The following is a 20870-nucleotide window of genomic DNA, read 5'->3' on the forward strand; positions in this document are numbered from 1 at the left end:
ATGGCCGCTGGTCTGCCGGGCCGCCCCGCGACCGGGACAGCGTGCTTCACGCCATTTGGCTGGAAGGCGACCGCGCGGCGGCGCGAGCGCCTGACGGTCCAGGATGGCTCTTGGACTTTTTGCGCGGCGTCGTCTTGCCGGCGAGGCCGCGCCGATGACGCTTGCGCCCTCGCCCCCCTGGCGTCGCCAGCCGTCGCCGCCTCCCGCCCCCACTGGCGACGCCCCGTCGCCGCTCGCTGTCGCGCTCGACTACATCGAGCGGGGCTGGTCGCCGATCCCGATTGGTTTCCGATCGAAAGCGCCATCACTCCCCGGCTGGACGGACCTCCGGATCAGCGCCGACGAGGCGTCACGCTATTTTAACGGCGCGCCGGCCAACATCGGAGTTGTATTAGGCCAAAACTCATCGGGCCTGAGCGACGTTGACCTTGACTGTCCCGAGGCCATCGCGGCCGCGCCGTATTTCCTTCCAAAAACCGCAGCGATCTTCGGCCGCGAGACGGCGCGCGCGTCGCATTGGCTCTATTACACTAACTCAGCTAGTGTAAATCTTTCCGCCAACGTCTACTTTGACGATCCGATCGCCAAGGAGCGTGGCGCGAAAGCCCGCATTGTCGATTTGCGTCTTGGTCCGAAAGTCCAGACAGTCTTTCCGGGCTCAGCACACGAAGACACAAGCGAGCCGATCGCTTGGGAGCCCGGCTGTGACGGCGAGCCGGCGCGCGTCGAATGCGACGACCTTTTTCGTCGCGTCGAGCGCCTCGCCGCATGCAGCTTGTTGGCGCGGCATTGGCCCGCGCATGGCGCGCGCCATGATGCGCGCCTCGCCGTCGCTGGCGTCCTAGTCCGCGCCGGATTTTCGGAGAGCGAGAGCAAACTTTTTGCCGAGGCGCTCGCCCGCGCTGTCGGCGACGAAGATGCGAGAGACTTCGCGGCGGCGATCCGAAGCACGTATGCGCGGGCGAGCTCGGGCGAAAAATTCTCGGGTTTGCCGAGGGCGTGTGACGTCTTCGGCGATGCGATCGGGCGCGCCGTGGCGGATTGGCTTCGCCTTGACGAGAGCGGCGCCGATTTTGGGCAATCTCTTCTCGGGCCGAAACCGCGCGCGACGATCGTCGAGAACGGCGTGGTGGCCGACGCCGAGACGGGCGAAATTCTGCGGCAACCGGCGGGAGAGAGTGGACGCATCGGCCGCCTCGGCATTCTCACAAGCGCGCAATTCGTGGCCGGCTTCACGCCGCCAGACTACTTCCTCGACGGCGTTTGCCAACGCGGCTTCCTCTATTCACTCACAGCCGCCACGGGCGCCGGAAAGACCGCCGTCGCGCTCACCATTGCGGCGACGGCCGGGGGCGGCGGGGGAACGCTCGGCGGCCGTGAGGTGATGGGCGGAAAAGTCCTATTCCTTGCCGGAGAAAACCCGGACGATGCGCGAATGCGCTGGATCGCGATGGCGCATCATTTCGACTTCGATATCGCCACGATTGGCGTCCGCTTCCGCCCGACCGCTTTCGATATCTCGAAATCGCTTCCAGACCTTCGGGCCGAGGCAGAGGCCGCCGGCGAGTTTTCGCTGATTATCTGCGACACGTCGGCGGCGTTCTTTCAGGGCGACGACGAAAATTCAAACACACAGCTTGGCGCCTATGCGCGCACACAGTTGAGAAAGCTGACCGAACTTCCCGGCCGGCCGTGCGTCATCGTTCTTTGTCATCCGACCAAAAACGCATCGGCTGACAACCTCCTGCCGCGGGGAGGCGGCGCGTTTCTCGCCGAAGTGGACGGCAACCTCACGGCGGCAAACGCGGGCGGCGTCGTGACGTTGCACTGGCAAGGCAAGTTCCGTGGCCCCGACTTCGAGCCGCTCCGCTTCGCGCTCGAAAAGGTCTCGACACCGAGCCTTGTGGATTCGCGCGGCCGGGAAATTCCATCGGTCATCGCCCGGCCGCTCGACATGCGCGAGGCAGGCGCCCTGGCCGCTGACGAGCGGCGTGAAGAGGACATTCTCCTTGAGCTAATGCTTGACCACGAGGCCGCGTCGATTGCCGAGCTGGCGAGGTTGGCCGGATGGGCTACCGGCGACGGCGACACGCCTCACAAGTCAAAGGTCGCGCGTATCCTTCAATCTTTCGCGGCGGAACGACCGCCCCTCGCAAAGAAAATTCGCGCGCATTGGACACTGACCGGTAACGGCCAAGAAGAAGCCGCGCGCGTCCGCGATGAGCGAAGGAAGGCCGAGCAAAACGCCGCCCGATTTTCTCGATTGGGAGAGCCCGAATGACCCATTTCGAGCCCCAAAAAGCTGGAACGACGGCTGGAACGGCAAGAGCGAAAAACACCCCCTATCGTTCCAGAAATCGTTCCGGGAACGAAAAGCTGGAACGATTGCCCCTCAAAACAGCCTTTATGCCAATAAAATCAAGCCGTTCCATTGGAACGATCTGGATAGGCAAAACAGTAGGGAAGGGGGGGTGTTTACACCCCCTCCCCTGTTCGGAACGTTCCACACCCTTCCTAGGAAGGGAACGCTGGAACGATGGAACGATTTTCACGGCATGACCTTAACAATAAAACAAGGAGCCGCCGATGAGCTGCAAAGCTGAAGTTACAGCCTTCGTCCACTCCCCCGCACGCATCGAGTCCCGTTTCGACGGACGCCCATTCGCCAAACTCGCAGCGCGTGAGAAGCACGGGCGCGCCTGGAACGTGGTCGCGGTCGAAGACGCGGTGCGCGCCGCCGCCATGGCCCTGCGCCCCGGCCAGCGCATTCGCGTCGTCGGCGTCCCGAGCTTCCGTATCGACGACAGCTCTCATAGTCCGCGAATGAGGCTCGACCTTCGCGCCGACAAGATTGAGGTGCTCGGATGACCCGCCGGCCGCCGCTCACGCGCGACCTCTTGTCGAGCCTCGGCTTCCGCCTCCGCGTTATCGAGACGATCGGCTCGCGCCTCCCGCCGGACGCCCCGCCCGAAGCTGTCGCCGCCGCCGCCCGATCGCTCGCGCGCGAGCTGCTCGCCGACTTCGACCGGCCGGACGGCGACACCCTTCGCGAACTTCAACAGGCGGTCATGACCGTCGTCGAGGAGGAACTGAAATGATCCTTCACGAACTCGCCCGGCGCGTGGAGCGCCTCTCCCCGTCTCGCCGCGATCCGCATTCCTTTTTCGAGGAGCGCGCCGAGATCGCTCACGCCCTGCGCCAGCTCGCCAGAAACGACCCGCCCATGCGCGAAACGCGAGCGCCAGCTACCACGCTAGCGCACACATCGAAAAGCGCGCCAGCGGGCTTCTGTGGCCCGCAGAGAGGAAAGGCACGATGACCGCCGATGAACTTCGAGAGCTGGCCCGCCTCGCCGCGCAGCTCGCCGACGAACTCGAAGCGAGGGAAAAGTCTACCGCGAAGCCGGATCGCACGCTCTCAACTAACGAGGCCTCGAGGATCGCTAAACGATCGTTCTCATCACTCTACCGCGACGCACGTCAGCACGGTTTCGGATGGAAACTACCGACCGGTAGTTGGCAGTTTTCGGAACGAGGCTTGCGTGCGTTTCTTAGAAAAAATCCGGCGTTGGCGAATTTGGCGAATTTGGCGAGCGCGACGGGGTTTTCTTGGCGATGGAGTCGGCGCAAGTTGATGTGAACTAACGAGGCCCACATGAACTTTCTCAACCCCTTCCGCACCGAGTCCGCCGAAGTCCGCGAGCCCGGCAAGGGCTCCAATCCGACATTCGTCGCCGATCCGATCGACCGCCTTCCTCCTCCCGCCGCAGACAAGCTCCGATCAATCCGGCGTGAGGCGTCCGACGCGCACGCGGTGTTGCGACCTTTGCAAGACGAGCTGACCGAATTGCGCGAAAAGCGCCAGCGCTCTGAAGTGTGGATCGGCTCTTACATTAACGGGCGCCATGATGGTCGCGCACATCGCGAAGACGACCCCGCGATCGTCCGCGAACGCGAAAAAATCGCGAAACTGACAGCGGAAATCGATCGCTTGCAGGCCGCGTATGACGAGCGCGCGGCGAAATGGCGTCACCTCGCCGCCGTGCGCGAGACCCTCGAAAGTTATATCAAGCGCCTGAGCGACCCGGTCGAGGCAGCTCCGCCTGTTGCCGCGACGCTCGGCAAGGGCGAGACTCATCAGCAGGCGGTCGCGCGCGTGCGCAAGCAATTGGAAAAATTGCGCGAGGACGCCCAGGCGATCGAAGACGCGCCGTATCACTCCAGCCACGCAAAAAAGCTCGCGCGCGAAAAAATCGAAGCGCTCGCCGAGCGGGGCCGGCCGAATGTTTTGGTCTCAATTGAGGCCGGGCGCGATTTCGAGTTTGCATCCAAAATCGAAGGCGGCGGGGCCGTCGCGATCGCGGGTGAGATGCACGCGCTCCCGTTCAACCGAGCCGTTGACATCGAGGCGACTTTCGCTTGGCTCCATCGTGACGCGCTCATCGCCGCGATTGAACGCGAGATTGACGAAAATTCGGACGACGCGAGTGCGCTTTCCGACGAAACCCGTCAGAAGAAAAGCCTGCAAATCCGCGCGCAAATTCTCGAAACCGAGAGGCAGGAAGAAGCGATTGTCTGCATGGCCGCCGAGTCCGGCCTCGTCATCGCCCGCCGCGCCGACGCCGATCCTCGCGCGGTTCTTGGATTGAGCGACGCCGCCCCGGCGCCGCGAAACTAAGGGCGAGGCGATGAGCGCGAAGGAAAGCCAAAACGTATCGTTCTATGCTGGCGACCGCGTCACCCTTCGCTTTCCCCTTGCCGACGCCACAGCGCTCGCCCCTGCGGCTCTCACAAGCCCGGTCGGGCATTTCAGGATGGCGGGGACGCTTGCGGGCGTTCCTGTCCTGTCGAAATCGTCTCCAGCTTCCGGCGCGTCCGTCCTGCAAGAGAACATCGGCGACGTGTCGTGGTGGGTGCTTTATGTCTATTTTGAAGAAGAAGACACGAAGACGATCCCCGGCCGATATTTCTATCAGATCAGGGTTGTTCCGACTGAAGGACCGTCCGTGGTCGCCGCTGGAATGATCAACATCAAGCAACTGATCAAGACACACTAGGAGATACCTAATGAACCTAAATCCCGAAGCGTTTGCCAAAGAGCCGCCGGATTATGACCCGGCAATCTCGCCCATGTCGAAGCGGGGCGAATACGAAGCGGCGCTCGCCGCTGGGCGCGAGCCCGTCGTTCCGTCCGGTGACTTCTGGCACTGGTTAGGAGAGACATATCCGGCGCCGAAGCAAGCCGCCGTCAAAGCTCCCGATGCGTCGGCGCGCGCGTTATGGGCGAAGGCCGTCGCCGCGCAGAACGCCATGACGGCGCAGACGCAGGGCGAGACGTCAAAGCCCGCCGCGGCTAACAACCACGGGTGGGACGAGGTCGTCGCCAAGATCAACGCGGAAGCGCGAGGAAGGCGCTAATCGAGATTCGCCGCGCGAGTTCTTTTCCCTACTCGCGTGGCGAAGGCGGCGACCGGGCGCGCTCATCCGGTCGCCGCTCCATAGAGAAATCCTATAGACGCCGCACAAGCATTGCCTTTGCCATTGCAAGCCTATGCTGAGCCATTCCGCAACGCAGCATCGGCTAAGTAATTGAAAAAATTGACTAAGGTTCCTTTTGCAGTGCAGCGAGGCGGACGCGGGCGGCGACCCCGACCTTTGATTATATTAGATTTTTCGATTTTTCCGGTTCCGTTCCGGTCTAGTCTATCGAAAAGCCCTATAAATCAAGGAAAAATGACCCATGACGACACGAAAAAGAGGGGCGACGGGACCGGCGGAACGGGCCGTTTCGACGATCGACGACCGCACGCTCGTGAGCGTCCAGAGCGCCGCCGATTTGCTTGGCGTGACCCCCCGCTGGGTGCGCCAGCTCTGCGCAGATGGCCGCGTTGCGAAGGCGGCTCCCGGCGTCGTCCCTCTCGCCGAAGTTATCCGCGCCTATATCGCGTCTCTCAAAGACGAGTCGAAGAAGACGACGAAATCGGAAGCGGCCGCCGAAGTTCAACGAGCCCGCGCCGAAGAAATCCGCCTCCGCGTCGCCATCAAACAAGGCGAGCTCATCCCTATGACGGAAATCGAGCCTGTCTTTTCCGACATCCTTGGAGAGTTGCGGTCGCGCCTTGCCGGCGTGCCGGCGGCGTGCACACGCGACCTGGCCTTGCGCGAGACGATCGAGGCGCGGCTTGAAGAGGCTCTCGACGAGGCACGCGGCGATTTTGACAGGCGCGCCGAAGAGCTGGCCAGCCCCGGAGGGAGCAAGAAATGAACAGTCAGGTTCCCCCCGGCATGACGACCAAAGCCGACGTGCGCGCGCGGCTAGATGCGTATCTTGAAGACGTGTCGGCCTCGATCCTGGCGTCGCTTGACGTGACGGAGATGACCGAGGGCGAGCGGGCTGAGGCTGAGGCGGGCGTCGGGCGCGCGATCGCGGCCGCGCGCCTGAACTTCAACCGCAAGATCGCGAACGGGTGACGGGCCTGCTACGCGACCTCTTCGAGGCGCTCGGCGATGAACTGGTTTATGCTCTCGCCGGCCTTTGCCGCCAGCTCCGCAACCCGCTTGTGAAGCTCGGGGGTGATGCGAATGGAAAGCGTGCCGGAATAAGGCCTTTCGGGTTCAACGCCGCGCTCTTTGCACCAATCGCGGTAATCTTCGATCGTGTCTGCGAATGCCTGGCGCAGTTCGGCAAGCGTCTCGCCCTCGAATGTGAGCATTGCACGGGCGTTGATGACGCGGCCGTGCATTATGCCGGCGTCTTCGTCGATTTCGACTGTCGCCAGATATCCGTCATGCGTCATCGTCGTCATGGCCATACACCCGCCATCTTCAGAAACTCTCGGACTGAAGCGACGGCGCCCTTATTGGTTTCCGGCTTCGGGTGCGGGCGATGAAAAACCGCCTCAACGCCGTTTAGCAGGAACCGAACGCGGGAGCCGCGTCCTTCCGAACGCTCTGCGCCGAGCGCGACCAAGAGGCTTTCGATTTCCGTCCATCGAATGTCCGACGGGACGGGGCGGGCGAATATCGCCTCAATGGTGCGCCGGTGCTTGGCGTTCATATGGGTCTGCTACCACGAAATGGTAGCATACGGAAGTGAACGGAAGTGAACGTGAGCGGAAAAAGCCACCCTCGGCCTGATTGCGTCCCATGTCGGAGCGGTTCTCCGCTGCGGCGACTTGGCTATTCGCGAGACGGGTGGCATCCCTGTCGTCAACTCCCGCGACGTGGCGGAGAAGTTCGGGAAGCGGCATAGCGACGTTTTGCGCGATGTTGATACGATTTTAACGAACGCAGATTTGCGTTCGTCGAATTGGTTCCGAGAGACAGATTATCTCGACGTCAAGGGCGAAAGTCGCCGTTCATTCGACCTGACACGCCAGGGGGTCACCTTGCTCGTCATGGGCAGGACTGGCAAAGAGCGCGAGAACTGCGCTGATTTTTGCTTTAGGGATTCCGGCGGATGAGAGTTGCGCAACCAAAGCCTCGCGCTGCTCTTTTTCGAATTGAATTTTATACTCTGGATCAACGGCGGCGACAGCGCGCTTTGCATCATTGATGCACGCCTGACGACGCGCAGGGACAGATTTACCTTTCGAGTTCAGTTGCATCGCGCGCGATGGGTTAATCCGTTCTGGCTTTTCGTCCAGACGTAATCTCTTCAGCGCGGAACTAACCGGGCAGGAAGCATCGTAGAGGTGCAGGGGCGTTCGCCCCTTTCCGCCGGCGAGCGCGTATTGATTTGATTTGCGGCATATCGCGTGCATCGCCCGCAAGACGGAGTTTGTTTCCGCCCGTGTCGGAGGACGCTCGAATAGCTGAAATCCGTAGCATTCCGCTGCTAGTTGAGCCGCGGGAAAAAAGACGCAGCCATGCGTTTTCTGCGCGATCTCGATTTGCCCTAGAATACAATTCATTACGCGCCCGTGACCCTTGCTCATAGCGATAACCCGCCCGTAAGTGTTGCCTCAAACGCTATATTTAGGGCGCTTGTCGCAACATTTAAGCCTTCTTCAGCCGCACGCCCGGCCCGCCGCCATTTTCGGCAATGAACTCGACCCCCGCCGCCTCGAGGGCGGCGCGGATGGCGGCGACAGTGCGGGGCTTCAGGTCTTCCCCGGCTTCGAGGCGGGAGATCGTGTCTGTGGAAACGCCGGAAATCTTTGCCAAGTCTCGCACGCCGATCCCGAGGGCGACCCTGGCCATCTTGCATTGAACCGCGAGCATTTCTAGACACCGTTCCGATTTTTCTTGACTACGTTCCGATTCATTGCTTATCGTATCCGCGTTCTGATTTCTGAACAAGGTAAAGCAACGCGGAAACCACCATTTCCGCGAACGCCGGAGGCTTGCCCAATGGACCCCGCTTTCTTCTTCGCCCTCGCCCCCTTCGCCGCCTTGTGGCTGGCCTTTGTCGCCCATGAGGCGAGCAAGGCCGTTTCCGCGATCCGGGGAGGCCGCCGCCATGGCTGACCCGATCTTTGCGGCCATCGCCGAGTGGGAGCGCCTCGAAGCGCTTCACATTGAAGCAATCAATGCGGCGGACGCAATCGACGACGAAGACAGCGCCGAATTTGCCGCGGCGGACCATGCGCAAGACGTGGCCTGTTCGGCCGTCGCCGATCACGAGCGGAGGATTCTCGACATGCGCCCGCAGACGGTCGCGGGGGCGCTGGCGCTCCTGCGCTTCATTGCGACGATCGAGCAGGACTACCTCGGCAATGAGTGGAAGAAGGGCGACGCCATTCGCGCCTGCGCCGATCTGATCGAGGCGGCGCCATGAGCCAGCGCCTATTTGTCGAACTGGACGGCAACCTCCGCCACCGCCTCGAAGCCGTGGTCGATATGCTGATTGACCTTCTCGACCAGTTGGACGGCGACCCAGACCTGGAAGACGACGACGCGGAGGAAGTCGCTTGACCGTTGACCCCGCAATTCTCGCGGCCGCCGCCGCCGAATATCACGAGCAACGCGGCGACCGGTCGCGCATCGTCGTCGGGCTTCCGGCCGCGCCACAAGTCGAACTGGTCCGCGCCGACGCAATCGAGCCAGAGCCCATTCGTTGGCTCTGGCTCGGCTGGATGGCGAAGGGCAAGCTGCACATCATCGGCGGCTCGCCCGGCGCCGGAAAGACGACCATCTGCCTGCGGATGGGGGCGACTGTTTCGAAGGGCGGCGCATGGCCCGACGGCTCACACGCGCCCATTGGCAACGTCGTCATCTGGTCCGGCGAGGATGACCCCGCCGACACTCTTGTTCCCCGCCTGATCGCCTCGGGCGCGGATATGCGGCGCATCTTCTTCGTCGGCGGCGTCTACAGCGGCGATATCGCCCGCGCCTTCGACCCTTCCCGCGACATTGGCCCCTTGCAGGCGGCGATCGAACGGGCGGGAGGCGCGGCGTTGATAATCGTGGACCCTATCGTGAACGCCGTGACCGGCGACAGCCACAAGAATACGGAAACCCGGCGCGGCCTTCAGCCTCTCGTGGACCTCGCGGCGGCGACGGACGCGGCCCTGATCGGGGTGACGCATGTCGCGAAAGGCTCGGCGGGACGGGAGCCCCTGGAGCGCCTCTCCGGCTCGCTGGCCTTCGGCGCCGTGGCGCGAATTGTCCTGATGGCGGCGAAGAAGGCAGAGGACGACGGGCCAGCGCCGCGCATCGTCTGTCGCGTGAAATCGAACATCGGTCCCGACGGCAATGGCTTCACCTATGAAATATGCCAGACGGGCATTGTCGGGCATCCGGGCGTCGAAACGTCCTATGTCGAATGGGGCGAGGCGGTGAAGGGAAGCCCGCGCGAGCTGCTTGGCGAGCCCGACGGCGACAAGGGGCGCGCCGAAAGCGACGCCGAGACGTTCCTGAAGGCGTTGCTTGCCGACGGGCCGATGGCGGCGAAGGACGTGAAGGAAGCCGCCGAGGCGAATGGGCTGGCGTGGCGGACAGTGAGGCGGGCGCAGAAGGCGCTTGGCGTGAAGGTGGCCCGCTCTGGATTCGGACCGGAAGGGCAATGGACGTGGAGCCTTCAACCATAGGTGGCCAAAGATGGCCACGCGAAAAACCTGGCCACCTATGGCCACCTATGAGCGAGACCACCAAAGATGGCCATAGGTGGCCAAAAAAAGAGATAGACGGCTTTGGCCACCTATGGGCCGGAGGCTCAACCAGAGGACAATAGACGATGACCATTCACGATAAGACCGTGCTCGAGCTGGCCGCGTTATTGTGGCGAATCCGGCTCGCCGGATGGGCACTTAAAGTCGGGACGCGCACCATATCCGCAGGCCGGGCGCTCGTGGCGCTCGGGGAGCGGCTCACCCCGAGGACGTGAGACATGGCGACGCCCGCTGGCGGATATGACCGGGCCGCGATCCTCCGCGACGCTCACAAGCGCTACAGGGACGGCAAGCGCCTCGGGCTCGGGTGGAGCTGGTCGCAATGCCTCTCGACAGCATGGGCGGCGGCAAAGCAACGGCGGGCCCTCGCCGAAGACGCGAAGAAAAGGCAGGGACAGCGGAATGACCTGAAGCCGCATAACATTCGGGCAGATCTGCCCAGAAGTTCAGAGGCGGACCGTCCACGCGAACAGGCTGCGAAGGTCGTCGCCACCTGAGCGCCGGCCAGCTTGCCCTCATCGCCCTCGATCTCGAAAAACTCTTCGCCGAAGACGCGAAGAAAAGGCAGGTCGAAGCCGGAAAGCAATTCGGGCGAGGGCAAGAAAAGCTTGTCGCAGACCTGCGACAAGCTAAGGACGGCAAGTCCACGCGAACAGGCTGCGAAGGTCGTCGCCACCTGAGCGCCGGCCAGCTTGCCCTCATCGCCCTCGATCTCGAAAAACTCTTCGCCAAAGACGCGAAGAAAAGGCAGGGACAGCGGAATGACCTGAAGTCGCAGAACATTCCGGCAGACTTGCCGGAATGTCGCCAACGTGAGTCCCGCGAACAGGCTGCGAAGGTCGTCGGCGCTTCCGGGCGCGGCGTGAGTTGCCTTGCGGATTGCGGCTTGCCTGTTTAGGTTGAGCAAACGCCGGCGTCGTCCATTCGCCGGAACACGAGAGCCCCGCGACCACGGATGAACTGGCGCGGGGTTTTTTCTATCGAGGGCCTCGATATGATCGGCGTTCCCTTCCTCGATCTGAAGCACGGCCAGTGCAAGTTCGCCCTGGGGAGCATTGACGATCCGCCGGCGCTCTTCTGTGGCGAGGCTTCCGCCACGGGCTCGCCCTACTGCGCGGCGCATCATGCCATCTGCTATCCGCCCAGGGCGAAGAATGAGAGGGGCGGCTTGTTCGCCATCGTTCGCCGACAATCGCGACAAAATGGCGGATTGGATGGCGGATTGGCTCCGCTGCAACATTCATAAATTCTTTGAATACAAAGATTTATGCACAGAAAATGGCGGACACCTCTTCCGCCAGTTTGCAGTCGCAAACCCAAAACGCCTTCCCCTCAGAGCCGAAAAACCTCGTTATTTCCGAAGGGTTTGCGGCCGATATCTCCACGTCAGAGACGACCGAAGACCGAATTTTCGGTCTCTGAACGGCTTTTGTCTCAGGAGGTCACCACGCCCCCCATTTCGGTGGAGATAAACAACTTCAATGAGTTGCATGCATTTTAGATGTTTCTGTTTTGCAACCCTTTTCGCCGCCCGGATGACTTAGCAACCCGGCGTGGAGGGCGCGACTCGACGCTCACCAATGTTCCTGCTATGTTCTATCAATCAGAGGCGACCTTTCGAGGCGAGCGCCATGGCGAGCATCACCTACTTCGTCGTGCTGTCATTCATTCGAGACGAGGACGGCGACCTCATTCCAGAACGCCCGGTCGAGCGTCAAAGCGCGCAGTCGGCCAAGTCATATGCCAAGGCGCTGGTCACCGCCGGCAAGGCGGGCGCGATCGCATTCCAAAGAACCGGAGATCCAAGCGTCGGCGAATTCGATGAGGCTGAAATCCTTGCGCGAGAAGGCAACGTCCCCGACGATCTTTTTGATTTGGCCCTCTAACGCTGCCTGCATCGGTAGGCTTCACATTCGATCCCACAAGTCCTCTGGCCACGCCTCAGGGGCGTAAACGAGTGGCAATTCCAGCTCAGGCGTGTAGAGGAGAGACAGCCGTTCATCCTCAATCGGACAATCGCCATCCCAAGCATACGACACTGAGCCATCCTCGCGAGACGATACCCACGCCGGCCAGTATGTTGGATCAAGCTCAAATTTGCGCGCGAAACCGCGTAATTTATAAAGTCCACTATAGTTTTTCATTTCGACTATCAGTCGACGCCCATGCAACTCTACTTCTACTGTTCCAAGGTACAGCCTCTTTATTGCGCCGTTCTGCCATTTCTCGATCGGCTCAATGCTTTTCGCTGTATCCCGGAGAACTACCAGCATTGGGTTAAACTCCAAGATAATTTAGTTGTGAACATCACGTTACCCATGGGCGACCTGTGACCACGCTATAACTCCGTTCATTCTAAGGCAATTACGCTGATCGCCGCGGTCCACACTTACCGCGATCAAGACTCGATGCGAGATTAAAGCAATTGATCCCTCGCGGGATTAGGTTCCAGTTTCCATGGCACCTGAGCCCCGCCAGCTTAGTCTAGCGGTCACCCGAAACGGCGATATTCTGCTCGATCCACGGCAGAGTGGCAGTCTCGGTTAGCGCCTCAAGCGAAACCCGACACGGTCGCTGCTCAATCACCAACGCCTGCAGCACGTCGGGCGCGAGATAAGCAAGGCGGAAATAGCGGCTGACGAAAGAGAGGCCGAGATTCTCCGTCTTCGCGATCTCCGTCAAAGTCGCCACTTCTCCCCTATCCAATTTCCTCCGCCAACCCCACGCCCGACCGATCGCTCGCAGCACATGCGGATCCTGCCGTCTGGCGGTCAGCGCCTCGACGTTCTCTGGCGGCAGGATCTTCGGCCGGCCATTCCGCTTCTTGAACGTCAGCGGAATGAACACCCGGATCGTGGCGGGTTGACCGGTCATGCAATGGCTTCCTTTCCTTCCGGCGAGAGCATTTCGCGAACGATGGCGCCGACGTCGTGATTGCAAAGATCAACGGCGACGCCGCCGCTGCCCACCGTGACGCGCTCGACAACCAGCTGGACGATACGGGCCTGCTCGGCGGGAAATAGCGATCCCCAGAGCTCGTCGAAGCCCGCGAGAGCCGAGACCACCGCCTTCTCGTCGGGCTCCTGCCCGGCGTTGCGCAACGCCTCGATCGCGCGCGCCGCCACCTCCGGCGTGCGCAGCATGCGTCGCATCTCCCCGATCACCACACCCTCGACCATGCCTGCAGGGAGCCGCTGTGGGCCCGTGGGCGCGCTCGTGGCGCGGTTCTTTATGAGGTCCATGGAGGTGTTGTAGCGGTAGAGTTTTGCGCCCTTCCGGGCCGCCGTGGGCGTCATGGCGACTCCGCTCTCCATGAAGATCAGCCCCTTCAGCAGCGCCGGGGTCGACGTGCGGGTATTGGCGGCGCGGGCGCGCGGGCTCTCGCCCAGAATGGCGTGAGCCTTGTCCCAGAGATCCGCTCCGATGATCGCCTCGTGCTCCCCCGGGTAGGACGCTCCCTTGTGGCAGGCCTCGCCGAGATAGACCCGGTTGTTGAGAACTCGATACAGGAAGCCCTTGTCGATTAATGCGCCACGCTTGTTTCGCAGCCCCTTCTCGGAGAACTCCTTCGCAAGAATTGTCGCCGAGCCCAGTTCGACGAAACGCTCGAAGATCATGCGGACTGTCGCAGCCTCCGTCTCATTGATCACGAGTTTGCGGTCTTTTGCATCGTAGCCCATCGGCACGAATCCGCCCATCCACATCCCGCGTTTGCGAGAGGCGGCGAACTTGTCACGGATGCGTTCGCCGATGACCTCCCGCTCGAACTGGGCGAAGGAGAGCAGAATGTTCAGCGTCAGCCTGCCCATGGAGGTCGTGGTGTTGAACGACTGGGTCACGCTCACAAACGTGACGTTGTGCCGGTCGAAAATCTCGACCAGCTTAGCGAAGTCTATCAAGGAGCGCGACAGGCGATCGATCTTGTAGACGACGATCACGTCGATTAGGCCGGCCTCAATGTCGGCGATCAGCTGCCGGAGTGCGGGCCGGTCGAGATTACCCCCGGAGTAACCGCCGTCGTCGTAGCGGTCGCGGGCGACCCAACCCTCGGCCTTCTGGCTGGCGACATAGGCCTCGCAGGCCTCGCGCTGGGCGTCGAGGGAGTTGAATTGCATGTCCAACCCTTCCTCCGAGCTTTTCCTCGTGTAGATCGCGCAGCGCTGGCGCTTGGGCATGGCGATGACGGAAGCGGACTTGCCTTTCATTTGCGCCCCCGCGACTCGCGAATGCCGAAGAAGCGCCAGCCGTTCCATTGCACGTCGGTGATGGCTCGGGCGATGGCGGAGAGGGATTTGTATTTGCGCCCCTGCCACTCGAAGCCGTCCGTCAGAACGGTGACGGTGTGCGCGATACCCTCCCACTCGCGCACGAAGCGCGTTCCGGCGACAGGGCTACGCGGGTCGCTGATATTTGAGCGCGCTGGAGCCTTCCCCTCGACCTCATCGGCCAGCGCATCCAGCATCCGCCGTGTCTCACGGCCGAGGCCGCCATAGGTCAGTTCCTGGATGCGATAGCCAATCCGCATCTCCAGGTTGCTGCGGCTGTAACTGATTGGCGGCGCGTCGAACAGCGCCTCCCACTTCTCCCGCAACTCCTTCACCGACATCTTCTTCAGCGCCGTCAGCTGAGACAGAACCGACCTGTCCAGCGCCGGGTCGTCGCCCGGCGCCGGCAGTCTATCGATCTCTTTAGTCGCACCTCTCATCATCGCCCTCCAACTCGGTTGCGCCGTTTGCGACCGTCACACCGGTGTTCCGGGGCGAGAATGTCCACTAAACTGTCTCCGGTTTCGGGAGATAAAGAACTCGACTTCTGAGACCACATGCGCCTCAGGCCGGCGGCGAGGATCTGGCCGAGTTCGGACAGGCGTTCATGATGCGACAAGCAACTTGGCGCAACCGCATTGGGGCCGGAGGAGGGTGCAGGCATCAAGACCGCTCGCGTGCGTTTCGGAATTCACGAACGGTAGGCAAATCACGCTGGTTATGCAAATAATTCAATGTCTTATCGAATTTCCAAGAGTCGCATAGAAGTGCTTCGCAATTCCGAGAAATAGAAAATCACCCCATGGGCGGCGGGGCCCGCGAATCATTACGCGGTTATGTGAGGTGCTGGACCTGGACGTCGCCCCAACGCTGGCTCAGATATTGAGCGACTAGGCGGCGATGGCAGTGGTGAGGTTTATCCTCACTGCAGAGGAGACAACCATCATTTATCGCCTCTTTGGGAATGGACTTCTCTATCTGACGCTTGTCCATGAGTTCAAGGAACTCGCACTCATATTTGCTCCAGTTTTTATGCTCCTTTCGGTAATCATCTAGCATCTTCTGGGTCGGTGCCAAGTCCGGGAAATGCACATAACCGATTCCACAAATTTCCTTCAGGAAATATTCAAGGTCGTCACGCTTGGCGAAGCCCGCTAGCTGCGAGACATTGTTTAGCCGTACGTCGACAATTCGCTTTGCTCCAGAAGATCGCAACAATTCGAAAAATTTTTTGGCACTTTTCTTCGTGAAGCCGATCGTAAATATCTTCATGCTACTCCTCCGACTCAGCATTGTCGTCATTCGTATATGCGACCCGACTCTCCTGGACCGCTAAAGCTTCTCGTAATAAATCCTCTTTGTCCCGGAACAAATCTTCGCGCGGCAGCCCAACCAGATCCAACAGCCGCTCCATGGCTTCAGCATGTGGCTCCAGCTTCCCGTTCGCGTGAATATGCTTTATGTCGAATGCTTCACTTTCCAGGGCGCGCGAGACCAGCAAGGTTCTATGACACTCGAGTGGCTCACGCTCAGCACACATCAGCGCAATTCTGTGGGTGCTCGCGCCTCTCTTTAAACGCTCGATTCCTTCGTGGAACTCCGCTCTCTGGGCAAGGCGTGAATACTGTACGCGCCCCTTCACATAGCAACTGGGATCATCCGAACGCGCGCCCAACTCCTTGCCCAAGAAAACATATTTGATACCGTGCTCTTTGAGATACTCGCCGAGGGCCGCGCGATTGAATTGAGGTGTCAATGGCGGGGACAAAATGTGCATGAAGGCGGGGTAAAAGTGTACCGGTCTGGTTTCGAGAAAAGGGCCGCACGGCCCTTGTAGTTTAGTTGACGCGGGCGTTGAGGCGCGCGGAGCGTAGCGCAGCGCGGTTCAACGCGCGCGACGGCGATCAGTTCGTCGTGTCGGCGCCTCCTTTGTCGATTGCGGGCGCGTCGGGGAGATCGCGGTTTCGCCGTTGCGCTTTCTTTGCGGTCGAGAGGCGATAGCTCCCGCCGTTCATTTCCAGAATGTGGACATGATGGGTGAGCCGGTCGAGCAATGCGCCGGTGAGACGCTCGGAGCCAAACACCGACGTCCATTCATCAAAGGGCAGATTGCTGGTCACCAGCGTCGCACCGCGTTCATAGCGCTGGCTGAAGACCTCGAAGAGCAGCTCTGAGCCGACCGCCGTGAACGGCGCATAGCCCAGTTCGTCGACGATCAGCAGTTTGACGGTGTTGAGATGCTTTTGCAGCGCGCGCAGGCGGCGCTCGTCGCGCGCCTCCATCAGTTCGTGCACAAGAGCCGCGGCGGTCGTGAACGCGACGCTGAACCCCTTCTGGCAGGCGGCGAGCCCCAGGGCGAGCGCGACGTGGGTCTTCCCCGTTCCGCTTGGCCCAAGGGCGATGCAGTTCTGTCGCTTCTCGATCCATTCGCACCGCGCCAGCTCCAGCACGAGCGGCTTGTTGAGTGAAGGCTGGGCGGTAAAGTCAAATGTGTCGAGGCTTTTGACCTGCGTAAAGCGCGCCAGCCGGATGCGGCGCTCGACATTGCGCCGCTCGCGATCAATGCGCTCCAGTTCGCACAGGCGTAGCAGATAGCGCGGGTAATCGGCGCGGTCCTGCGCCGACTCCAGCGCCACCTTCTCATATTCGCGCGCGAAGGTGGGAAGCTTCAGCGCCTTGAGATGATTACCCAGCAGCACCTGCGGCGCGACGATCGTCTGCGAACCTGGCTCATGCGAGGTGGTCATGCCGGACCTCCCGCGGTCGTCTCCATGACGCCCGCGATGACGCTCGCGCCGGCGACGAGCCCGAGATAGGCGCGCGGATCCGTCGCGCCGACCGTAGCCGCCGGCAGGTAGGGGTAGAATGTCAGATCGAGCCGCGCGGGCCGGTTCTCCAGCCTGGCCAGCAGCAGCATCTTCACTGCGTCAAAGCTGATCGCGCCAAGACGCAGCGCCTCCGCGACCGCCTGTTCGACCTGATGCTGATGAAAGTCCTCCATCAGCCGCAGCACCTGGATGAACTCGCGGCGCCCGCTATTCCCCATGCGCGCCTCCATCAGCCGCCGCAGACGATGCACGCAGTCGGCCAGACGCCAGTCGTCGAGCGGCGCGGCCTGATCGAGCGCGCGGCTCTTGTGTTCGAGCAGGGCGAGATAATGCAGCGGGTTGTAGATGAACTCGGCCTTGCCGTAGCTGCGCGCATGCACGGCGATGGTCTCCCCGCCGCAGACAATCTCGACCCGATCGACATAGCCCTTGGCCAGCACCTCCCGATGGCCGAAGCGCGTCGGGACCGAGTAATCGTTGTTGCGGTAGCGCACCAGCGCCATCGACGACACGCGCGTCGCGACCTTGTGACAGGCGTCATAGGGAGCCGGCGGCGCCGGCAGGAATGCCGCCATATCCGCCTGCATGCGTTCGCCGATCGGCGTCGACTGGCCGCGCAGGATCGCCCGCCGTCGTTTCGTGCAGGCGTCCAGGAACCTCGCGTTCAGCGCCTCGAAACTCTCCGCCACGGGCAGTGGCGTCATGAAGTTGCGCCGGACATAGCCGACAAGCCCCTCGACCTTGCCCTTGTCATTCCCCTTGCCGGGCCGGCCAAAGCGATCAGCAAAAAGGTAATGGCTCTGGAGTTCCGCAAACATTTGCGAACGCAGACGCTCTCCACCCTTCACGATCCTGGCGACCGCGAGACGCGTATTGTCGTAAAGAATGGACTGGGGGACGCCGCCAAAGAAGGCGAAGGCCGCGACATGGCCGTCGCAGAAGGCTTCCGCCGTCTCCGCCGGATAGGCCTTGACGAAGCAGCCGTCCGAATGCGGCAGGTCCATGCAAAAATAATGAAAGCGGACCTTCCTGCCGGCGATATAGGCGTCCGCCTCGCCAAAATCCGCCTGCGCATTCCCCGGTCGATGGCTGAGTGGAATAAACATCTCGCGCGACCGCAACTGCGCCTGCGCGACATATTCCCGGACGATCGTGTAACCGCCGGAAAACCCTTCTTCGTCCCGCAGCCGTTCGAATATCCGCTGTGCCGTATGACGCTGCTTGGCGTGAACAAGCCGATCATCCGCCAGGACCTTGTCGATCCAGGCCATATACGGCCCCAGCTTCTTCGAGATCGGCCGCTCCCGACGCCGATACCCCGGCGGAACCGAATATTGAAGCATCTTCGTGATCGTATTGCGGTGCACGCCGAAGCGCCTGGCCGCTTCCCGCCGGCTCAGCCCTTCCGCCATCACCGCGCGTCTCACCCGGGCATAGAGTTCCACTGTGAACATCCTTTCGGCCTCTCCATGCCAGTCGATGACATCGAGTTCGGCCTATCAGGACCGGTACACTTTTGCGCCGCCGTCAAAGCAGCCCCCAAAGCCGGTTCAGTGGTACACTTTGCCGCCGCTGTTCATAGGCGTCGCAATAGAAATCCGCTCCACGCCTTTCGGGGGTCCGTAACCTTCTTCGTCGCCGCCGAAGAAACGATCTTTAGTCGCCATCCGCCCTGCCCGAGCGCCCCGTCAGATCGGACGGGCGTCCCCGGTAGGACGCAGACCGCGCTTTGCCCCGCGATACGCCGCGCCTCACCTGCCTTGGAAAACAATGGCGCATGTCGAATAAAAAATGCATTTGCGAGCAAATCATGACCTCCGGCAGGCATGTTTGATCCGAATAGGCCCGTCGCGGCAAGTCCTGCGCAGTCGCGCGGCCGGCTGCGGGGTCGATCCATTCAATGACTTTTCTAGAGGGTGTTATGTACTTTGGTGATTGATTGTCTTAGTAGAATCGGATGTCTCCGATTCGCAAACCTTATCCGTCTGACGTCAGCGACGAAGAATGGTCGCTGGTTGCGCCTTATCTGACGCTCATGGACGAAGGCGCGCCGCAGCGTCAACATTCGCTGCGCGAGCTGTTCAACGGCCTGCGTTACGTGCTGCGCTACGGCATCGCCTGGCGCGCCATGCCCAACGATCTGCCGCCATGGTTCGCCGTGTATCAGCAATCGCAGCGCTGGCTGTCGGCGGGCGTGTTCGAGGCGCTTGCGCAGGATCTGCGCGCCCAGTTGCGCGTCGCTTCCGGGCGGGCGGCGGAGCCGACGGCGGCGATCATCGACAGCCGCACCTTGCGCTCGACCCCTGAGAGCGGCCCACGAGCGGGCTATGACGGCGCGAAGCGAAAGCGCGGCTCGAAGCTGCACATGGCAGTCGACACATTGGGCCATTTGCTGGCGTTGCATGTCACGCCGGCGAATGTCGATGACCGCGCCGAGGTCGGCAAGCTCATCGCAGCCGTGCAGGATGTGACAGGCGAAAGCGTCGAACTCGTTTATGTCGATCAGGGCTACACCGGCGAAAAGGCGTCCGAGGCGGCGAAGGCGCAAGGCGCCGAACTGTGCGTCGTCAAACTTGCCGAAGCGAAGTAGGGCTTCGTGCTGTTGCCCAAGCGATGGGTGGTCGAGCGTTCATTCGCCTGGGCGACGCGATGCAGGCGGCTCGTCAAAGACTACGAGCGCTATGCTCAGACCCTCGCAGGACTCCACGTCGTCGCCTTCGCATGTCTCATGCTCAAGCGCGCAGCAGATTTCATGATCCAAGGTGCATAACACCCTCTAACAAATTCCGCGGCTTTACTCCCGGCTTCGATGTCGTGGCTGTCGGCGCCTACAAGACCCAAGCGCGCGCCCAGTCCGTTCTTCGTCGCGTAGCCGCATGCGTGCCCGACGCCTACGTCAAATACGGCGAACATCTGGGAGAATAGCCCCGCGTCCAGTCGACGCTTCAAGGCGTCCACGGCAAATCGCATCGACGTTGTACCGGCGATCAACGACGAGGGGCCCGCGCCTGCGAAAAGCGCGACCGGAACCGTTTTGGAAACTCAATGATTTCAGGGCTCCCTTTACATTAGCGATTACTGAAGTTGCTTCCAGTTCTCGGCAATGAAGCCGCGTGCGTCGATCGTCGTGACCTGTTCATCGACGCGCGCCTCGCGTCCCACGCATTTCCAGGAATAAACCGTATCGTGACCCGTAGCGAACATCGGCACATTCTCCGCATCAGGATTATCTTTGCAAAACGCAGACGCGCCACTGGACGTTCGACTGGCGTTCGCCTTGTCGCAAACAAGATTGGCTCCGTAGTTGCAGAGCCATGCCTTGCCGCCCATGCAACGATATCTCGTGCTCGTTCGAATAAAGCGGTCTGAAACATCCGATGACAGGCCAAAAATTTGCCGCGCTGGTTGCACGAGTTCAGCGGGCAACCCCTTCAGATGATCATCATCGCCTTTCTTCGCGCAATAGGCGCGAACATTTTCCGCGCGCGCGGCCGTAAATGGTGAAAGGCCGAAAACGCCGATGGTCAATAGCAGGCTCAGGCGGCAGATGCGTCGAAATTTCATCTTCTCTCTCCTTTCGCGAGCGCTGCGACATCGGCCCATGGCGGCCGCGAAGCTCTGCTGGATGTCGGCCAAGGTCGTCAAACGCCGTATCATATCACGTCG

31 protein-coding genes and 1 pseudogene are annotated in these 20870 nt (G+C 61.4%); 19 read left to right on the top strand and 13 right to left on the bottom strand.

The genetic code is table 11. The annotated features are described in order from the left end of the window. Window positions 1-103 precede the first annotated feature (103 nt). The 10 genes from MET49242_RS09425 to MET49242_RS09460 all read left to right on the top strand — a co-directional run bounded on the left by MET49242_RS09425 (window position 104) and on the right by MET49242_RS09460 (window position 6470). On the top strand, window positions 104-2281 hold the full coding sequence (locus MET49242_RS09425; protein ID WP_084678983.1) for an AAA family ATPase: 2178 nt from the start codon (window positions 104-106) through the stop codon (window positions 2279-2281). Beyond that, entirely contained in the window at window positions 2220-2603 is a 384-nt protein-coding gene (locus tag MET49242_RS24865; protein ID WP_144259541.1) for a hypothetical protein, read from the top strand. Before MET49242_RS09425 ends, MET49242_RS24865 begins: the two co-directional genes overlap by 62 nt. Beyond that, window positions 2587-2868 (top strand): hypothetical protein, encoded by a 282-nt coding sequence (locus MET49242_RS09430; RefSeq protein ID WP_036282565.1) that lies wholly within the window; start codon window positions 2587-2589, stop codon window positions 2866-2868. Before MET49242_RS24865 ends, MET49242_RS09430 begins: the two co-directional genes overlap by 17 nt. Next, complete coding sequence (locus MET49242_RS09435; RefSeq protein WP_036282568.1) at window positions 2865-3098, top strand: hypothetical protein; 234 nt, start codon at window positions 2865-2867, stop codon at window positions 3096-3098. The genes MET49242_RS09430 and MET49242_RS09435 overlap by 4 nt, the downstream gene beginning before the upstream one ends. A gap of 217 nt (window positions 3099-3315) precedes the next feature. Further along, window positions 3316-3639: a hypothetical protein gene (locus MET49242_RS24870; protein ID WP_144259542.1), complete on the top strand. Its 324-nt coding sequence runs from the start codon at window positions 3316-3318 to the stop codon at window positions 3637-3639. A 15-nt stretch (window positions 3640-3654) separates the two neighbouring features. After that, a complete protein-coding gene (locus MET49242_RS09440) occupies window positions 3655-4677 on the top strand; it encodes a hypothetical protein (RefSeq protein WP_036282570.1) in 1023 nt (340 codons plus the stop codon). 10 nt (window positions 4678-4687) lie between these two features. Then, complete coding sequence (locus tag MET49242_RS09445) at window positions 4688-5056, top strand: hypothetical protein (RefSeq protein ID WP_036282572.1); 369 nt, start codon at window positions 4688-4690, stop codon at window positions 5054-5056. Between the two features lie 10 nt (window positions 5057-5066). Beyond that, window positions 5067-5417 (top strand): hypothetical protein, encoded by a 351-nt coding sequence (locus MET49242_RS09450; RefSeq protein ID WP_036282575.1) that lies wholly within the window; start codon window positions 5067-5069, stop codon window positions 5415-5417. Between the two features lie 322 nt (window positions 5418-5739). Next, on the top strand, window positions 5740-6264 hold the full coding sequence (locus tag MET49242_RS09455; protein WP_051134100.1) for a hypothetical protein: 525 nt from the start codon (window positions 5740-5742) through the stop codon (window positions 6262-6264). After that, the gene (locus MET49242_RS09460) at window positions 6261-6470 is read left to right on the top strand and encodes a hypothetical protein (protein WP_144259543.1); all 210 of its coding nucleotides are present in this window, start codon (window positions 6261-6263) and stop codon (window positions 6468-6470) included. The genes MET49242_RS09455 and MET49242_RS09460 overlap by 4 nt, the downstream gene beginning before the upstream one ends. Window positions 6471-6478: 8 nt before the next feature. On the opposite strand, the gene MET49242_RS09465 is transcribed toward MET49242_RS09460, so the two are convergent. Further along, complete coding sequence (locus MET49242_RS09465; protein ID WP_051134494.1) at window positions 6479-6805, bottom strand: type II toxin-antitoxin system HicB family antitoxin; 327 nt, start codon at window positions 6803-6805, stop codon at window positions 6479-6481. Then, complete coding sequence (locus tag MET49242_RS09470; protein WP_036282579.1) at window positions 6802-7056, bottom strand: type II toxin-antitoxin system HicA family toxin; 255 nt, start codon at window positions 7054-7056, stop codon at window positions 6802-6804. The genes MET49242_RS09465 and MET49242_RS09470 overlap by 4 nt, the downstream gene beginning before the upstream one ends. A gap of 166 nt (window positions 7057-7222) precedes the next feature. Here MET49242_RS09470 and MET49242_RS26600 point away from each other — a divergent pair, with 166 nt between their 5' ends. Further along, on the top strand, window positions 7223-7462 hold the full coding sequence (locus MET49242_RS26600) for a Rha family transcriptional regulator (RefSeq protein WP_371212546.1): 240 nt from the start codon (window positions 7223-7225) through the stop codon (window positions 7460-7462). On the opposite strand, the gene MET49242_RS25750 is transcribed toward MET49242_RS26600, so the two are convergent. Both MET49242_RS25750 and MET49242_RS09485 read right to left on the bottom strand, forming a co-directional pair. Next, on the bottom strand, window positions 7358-7912 hold the full coding sequence (locus MET49242_RS25750) for a hypothetical protein (protein ID WP_144259544.1): 555 nt from the start codon (window positions 7910-7912) through the stop codon (window positions 7358-7360). The genes MET49242_RS26600 and MET49242_RS25750 overlap by 105 nt on opposite strands. 85 nt (window positions 7913-7997) lie before the next feature. Then, window positions 7998-8222, bottom strand: coding sequence for a helix-turn-helix transcriptional regulator (locus MET49242_RS09485; RefSeq protein WP_202804160.1), 225 nt, complete (start codon window positions 8220-8222; stop codon window positions 7998-8000). A 238-nt stretch (window positions 8223-8460) separates the two neighbouring features. Between MET49242_RS09485 and MET49242_RS09490 the strand changes: the two genes are divergently transcribed. The 7 genes from MET49242_RS09490 to MET49242_RS09510 all read left to right on the top strand — a co-directional run bounded on the left by MET49242_RS09490 (window position 8461) and on the right by MET49242_RS09510 (window position 11997). Continuing rightward, complete coding sequence (locus MET49242_RS09490) at window positions 8461-8778, top strand: hypothetical protein (protein ID WP_036282584.1); 318 nt, start codon at window positions 8461-8463, stop codon at window positions 8776-8778. Next, on the top strand, window positions 8775-8915 hold the full coding sequence (locus MET49242_RS25755; RefSeq protein WP_192815587.1) for a hypothetical protein: 141 nt from the start codon (window positions 8775-8777) through the stop codon (window positions 8913-8915). Before MET49242_RS09490 ends, MET49242_RS25755 begins: the two co-directional genes overlap by 4 nt. Then, window positions 8912-10030 (top strand): AAA family ATPase, encoded by a 1119-nt coding sequence (locus MET49242_RS09495; RefSeq protein WP_084678986.1) that lies wholly within the window; start codon window positions 8912-8914, stop codon window positions 10028-10030. Before MET49242_RS25755 ends, MET49242_RS09495 begins: the two co-directional genes overlap by 4 nt. A 146-nt stretch (window positions 10031-10176) precedes the next feature. After that, on the top strand, window positions 10177-10326 hold the full coding sequence (locus tag MET49242_RS25515) for a hypothetical protein (protein WP_158497251.1): 150 nt from the start codon (window positions 10177-10179) through the stop codon (window positions 10324-10326). 3 nt (window positions 10327-10329) lie between these two features. Then, window positions 10330-10608, top strand: coding sequence for a hypothetical protein (locus tag MET49242_RS24880; protein ID WP_144259545.1), 279 nt, complete (start codon window positions 10330-10332; stop codon window positions 10606-10608). A 458-nt stretch (window positions 10609-11066) separates the two neighbouring features. After that, entirely contained in the window at window positions 11067-11357 is a 291-nt protein-coding gene (locus MET49242_RS09505; RefSeq protein ID WP_036282587.1) for a GcrA family cell cycle regulator, read from the top strand. Between the two features lie 385 nt (window positions 11358-11742). Then, window positions 11743-11997, top strand: coding sequence for a hypothetical protein (locus MET49242_RS09510; RefSeq protein WP_036282590.1), 255 nt, complete (start codon window positions 11743-11745; stop codon window positions 11995-11997). Between the two features lie 21 nt (window positions 11998-12018). On the opposite strand, the gene MET49242_RS09515 is transcribed toward MET49242_RS09510, so the two are convergent. From MET49242_RS09515 to istA, 8 genes are all read right to left on the bottom strand, one after another. Next, window positions 12019-12384: a hypothetical protein gene (locus MET49242_RS09515; protein ID WP_036282592.1), complete on the bottom strand. Its 366-nt coding sequence runs from the start codon at window positions 12382-12384 to the stop codon at window positions 12019-12021. Window positions 12385-12595: 211 nt separating this feature from the next. Next, the gene (locus tag MET49242_RS09520; protein ID WP_036282596.1) at window positions 12596-12985 is read right to left on the bottom strand and encodes a hypothetical protein; all 390 of its coding nucleotides are present in this window, start codon (window positions 12983-12985) and stop codon (window positions 12596-12598) included. Continuing rightward, window positions 12982-14316, bottom strand: coding sequence for a recombinase family protein (locus MET49242_RS09525; protein WP_036282598.1), 1335 nt, complete (start codon window positions 14314-14316; stop codon window positions 12982-12984). The genes MET49242_RS09520 and MET49242_RS09525 overlap by 4 nt, the downstream gene beginning before the upstream one ends. Next, window positions 14313-14816, bottom strand: a complete 504-nt coding sequence (locus tag MET49242_RS09530) for a DUF2924 domain-containing protein (protein WP_192815589.1) — start codon at window positions 14814-14816, stop codon at window positions 14313-14315. The genes MET49242_RS09525 and MET49242_RS09530 overlap by 4 nt, the downstream gene beginning before the upstream one ends. A 394-nt stretch (window positions 14817-15210) precedes the next feature. Next, the gene (locus tag MET49242_RS09535) at window positions 15211-15648 is read right to left on the bottom strand and encodes a DUF488 family protein (RefSeq protein WP_192815590.1); all 438 of its coding nucleotides are present in this window, start codon (window positions 15646-15648) and stop codon (window positions 15211-15213) included. 1 nt (window position 15649) lies between these two features. Then, entirely contained in the window at window positions 15650-16153 is a 504-nt protein-coding gene (locus MET49242_RS09540; protein WP_144259546.1) for a DUF488 family protein, read from the bottom strand. A 127-nt stretch (window positions 16154-16280) separates the two neighbouring features. After that, on the bottom strand, window positions 16281-17123 hold the full coding sequence (gene istB, locus MET49242_RS09545) for an IS21-like element helper ATPase IstB (protein ID WP_036282603.1): 843 nt from the start codon (window positions 17121-17123) through the stop codon (window positions 16281-16283). Continuing rightward, entirely contained in the window at window positions 17120-18658 is a 1539-nt protein-coding gene (gene istA / locus MET49242_RS09550) for an IS21 family transposase (protein ID WP_051134102.1), read from the bottom strand. The genes istB and istA overlap by 4 nt, the downstream gene beginning before the upstream one ends. 503 nt (window positions 18659-19161) lie before the next feature. On the opposite strand from istA, the pseudogene MET49242_RS09555 reads away from it, so the two are divergent. After that, window positions 19162-19974, top strand: a pseudogene (locus MET49242_RS09555) (IS5 family transposase). 305 nt (window positions 19975-20279) lie between these two features. On the opposite strand, the gene MET49242_RS09565 reads toward MET49242_RS09555, so the two are convergent. Beyond that, the gene (locus tag MET49242_RS09565; RefSeq protein WP_144259547.1) at window positions 20280-20840 is read right to left on the bottom strand and encodes a hypothetical protein; all 561 of its coding nucleotides are present in this window, start codon (window positions 20838-20840) and stop codon (window positions 20280-20282) included. Between the last annotated feature and the right edge of the window lie 30 nt (window positions 20841-20870).

This window comes from Methylocystis sp. ATCC 49242 (genome assembly GCF_000188155.2).
GTDB lineage: Bacteria > Pseudomonadota > Alphaproteobacteria > Rhizobiales > Beijerinckiaceae > Methylocystis.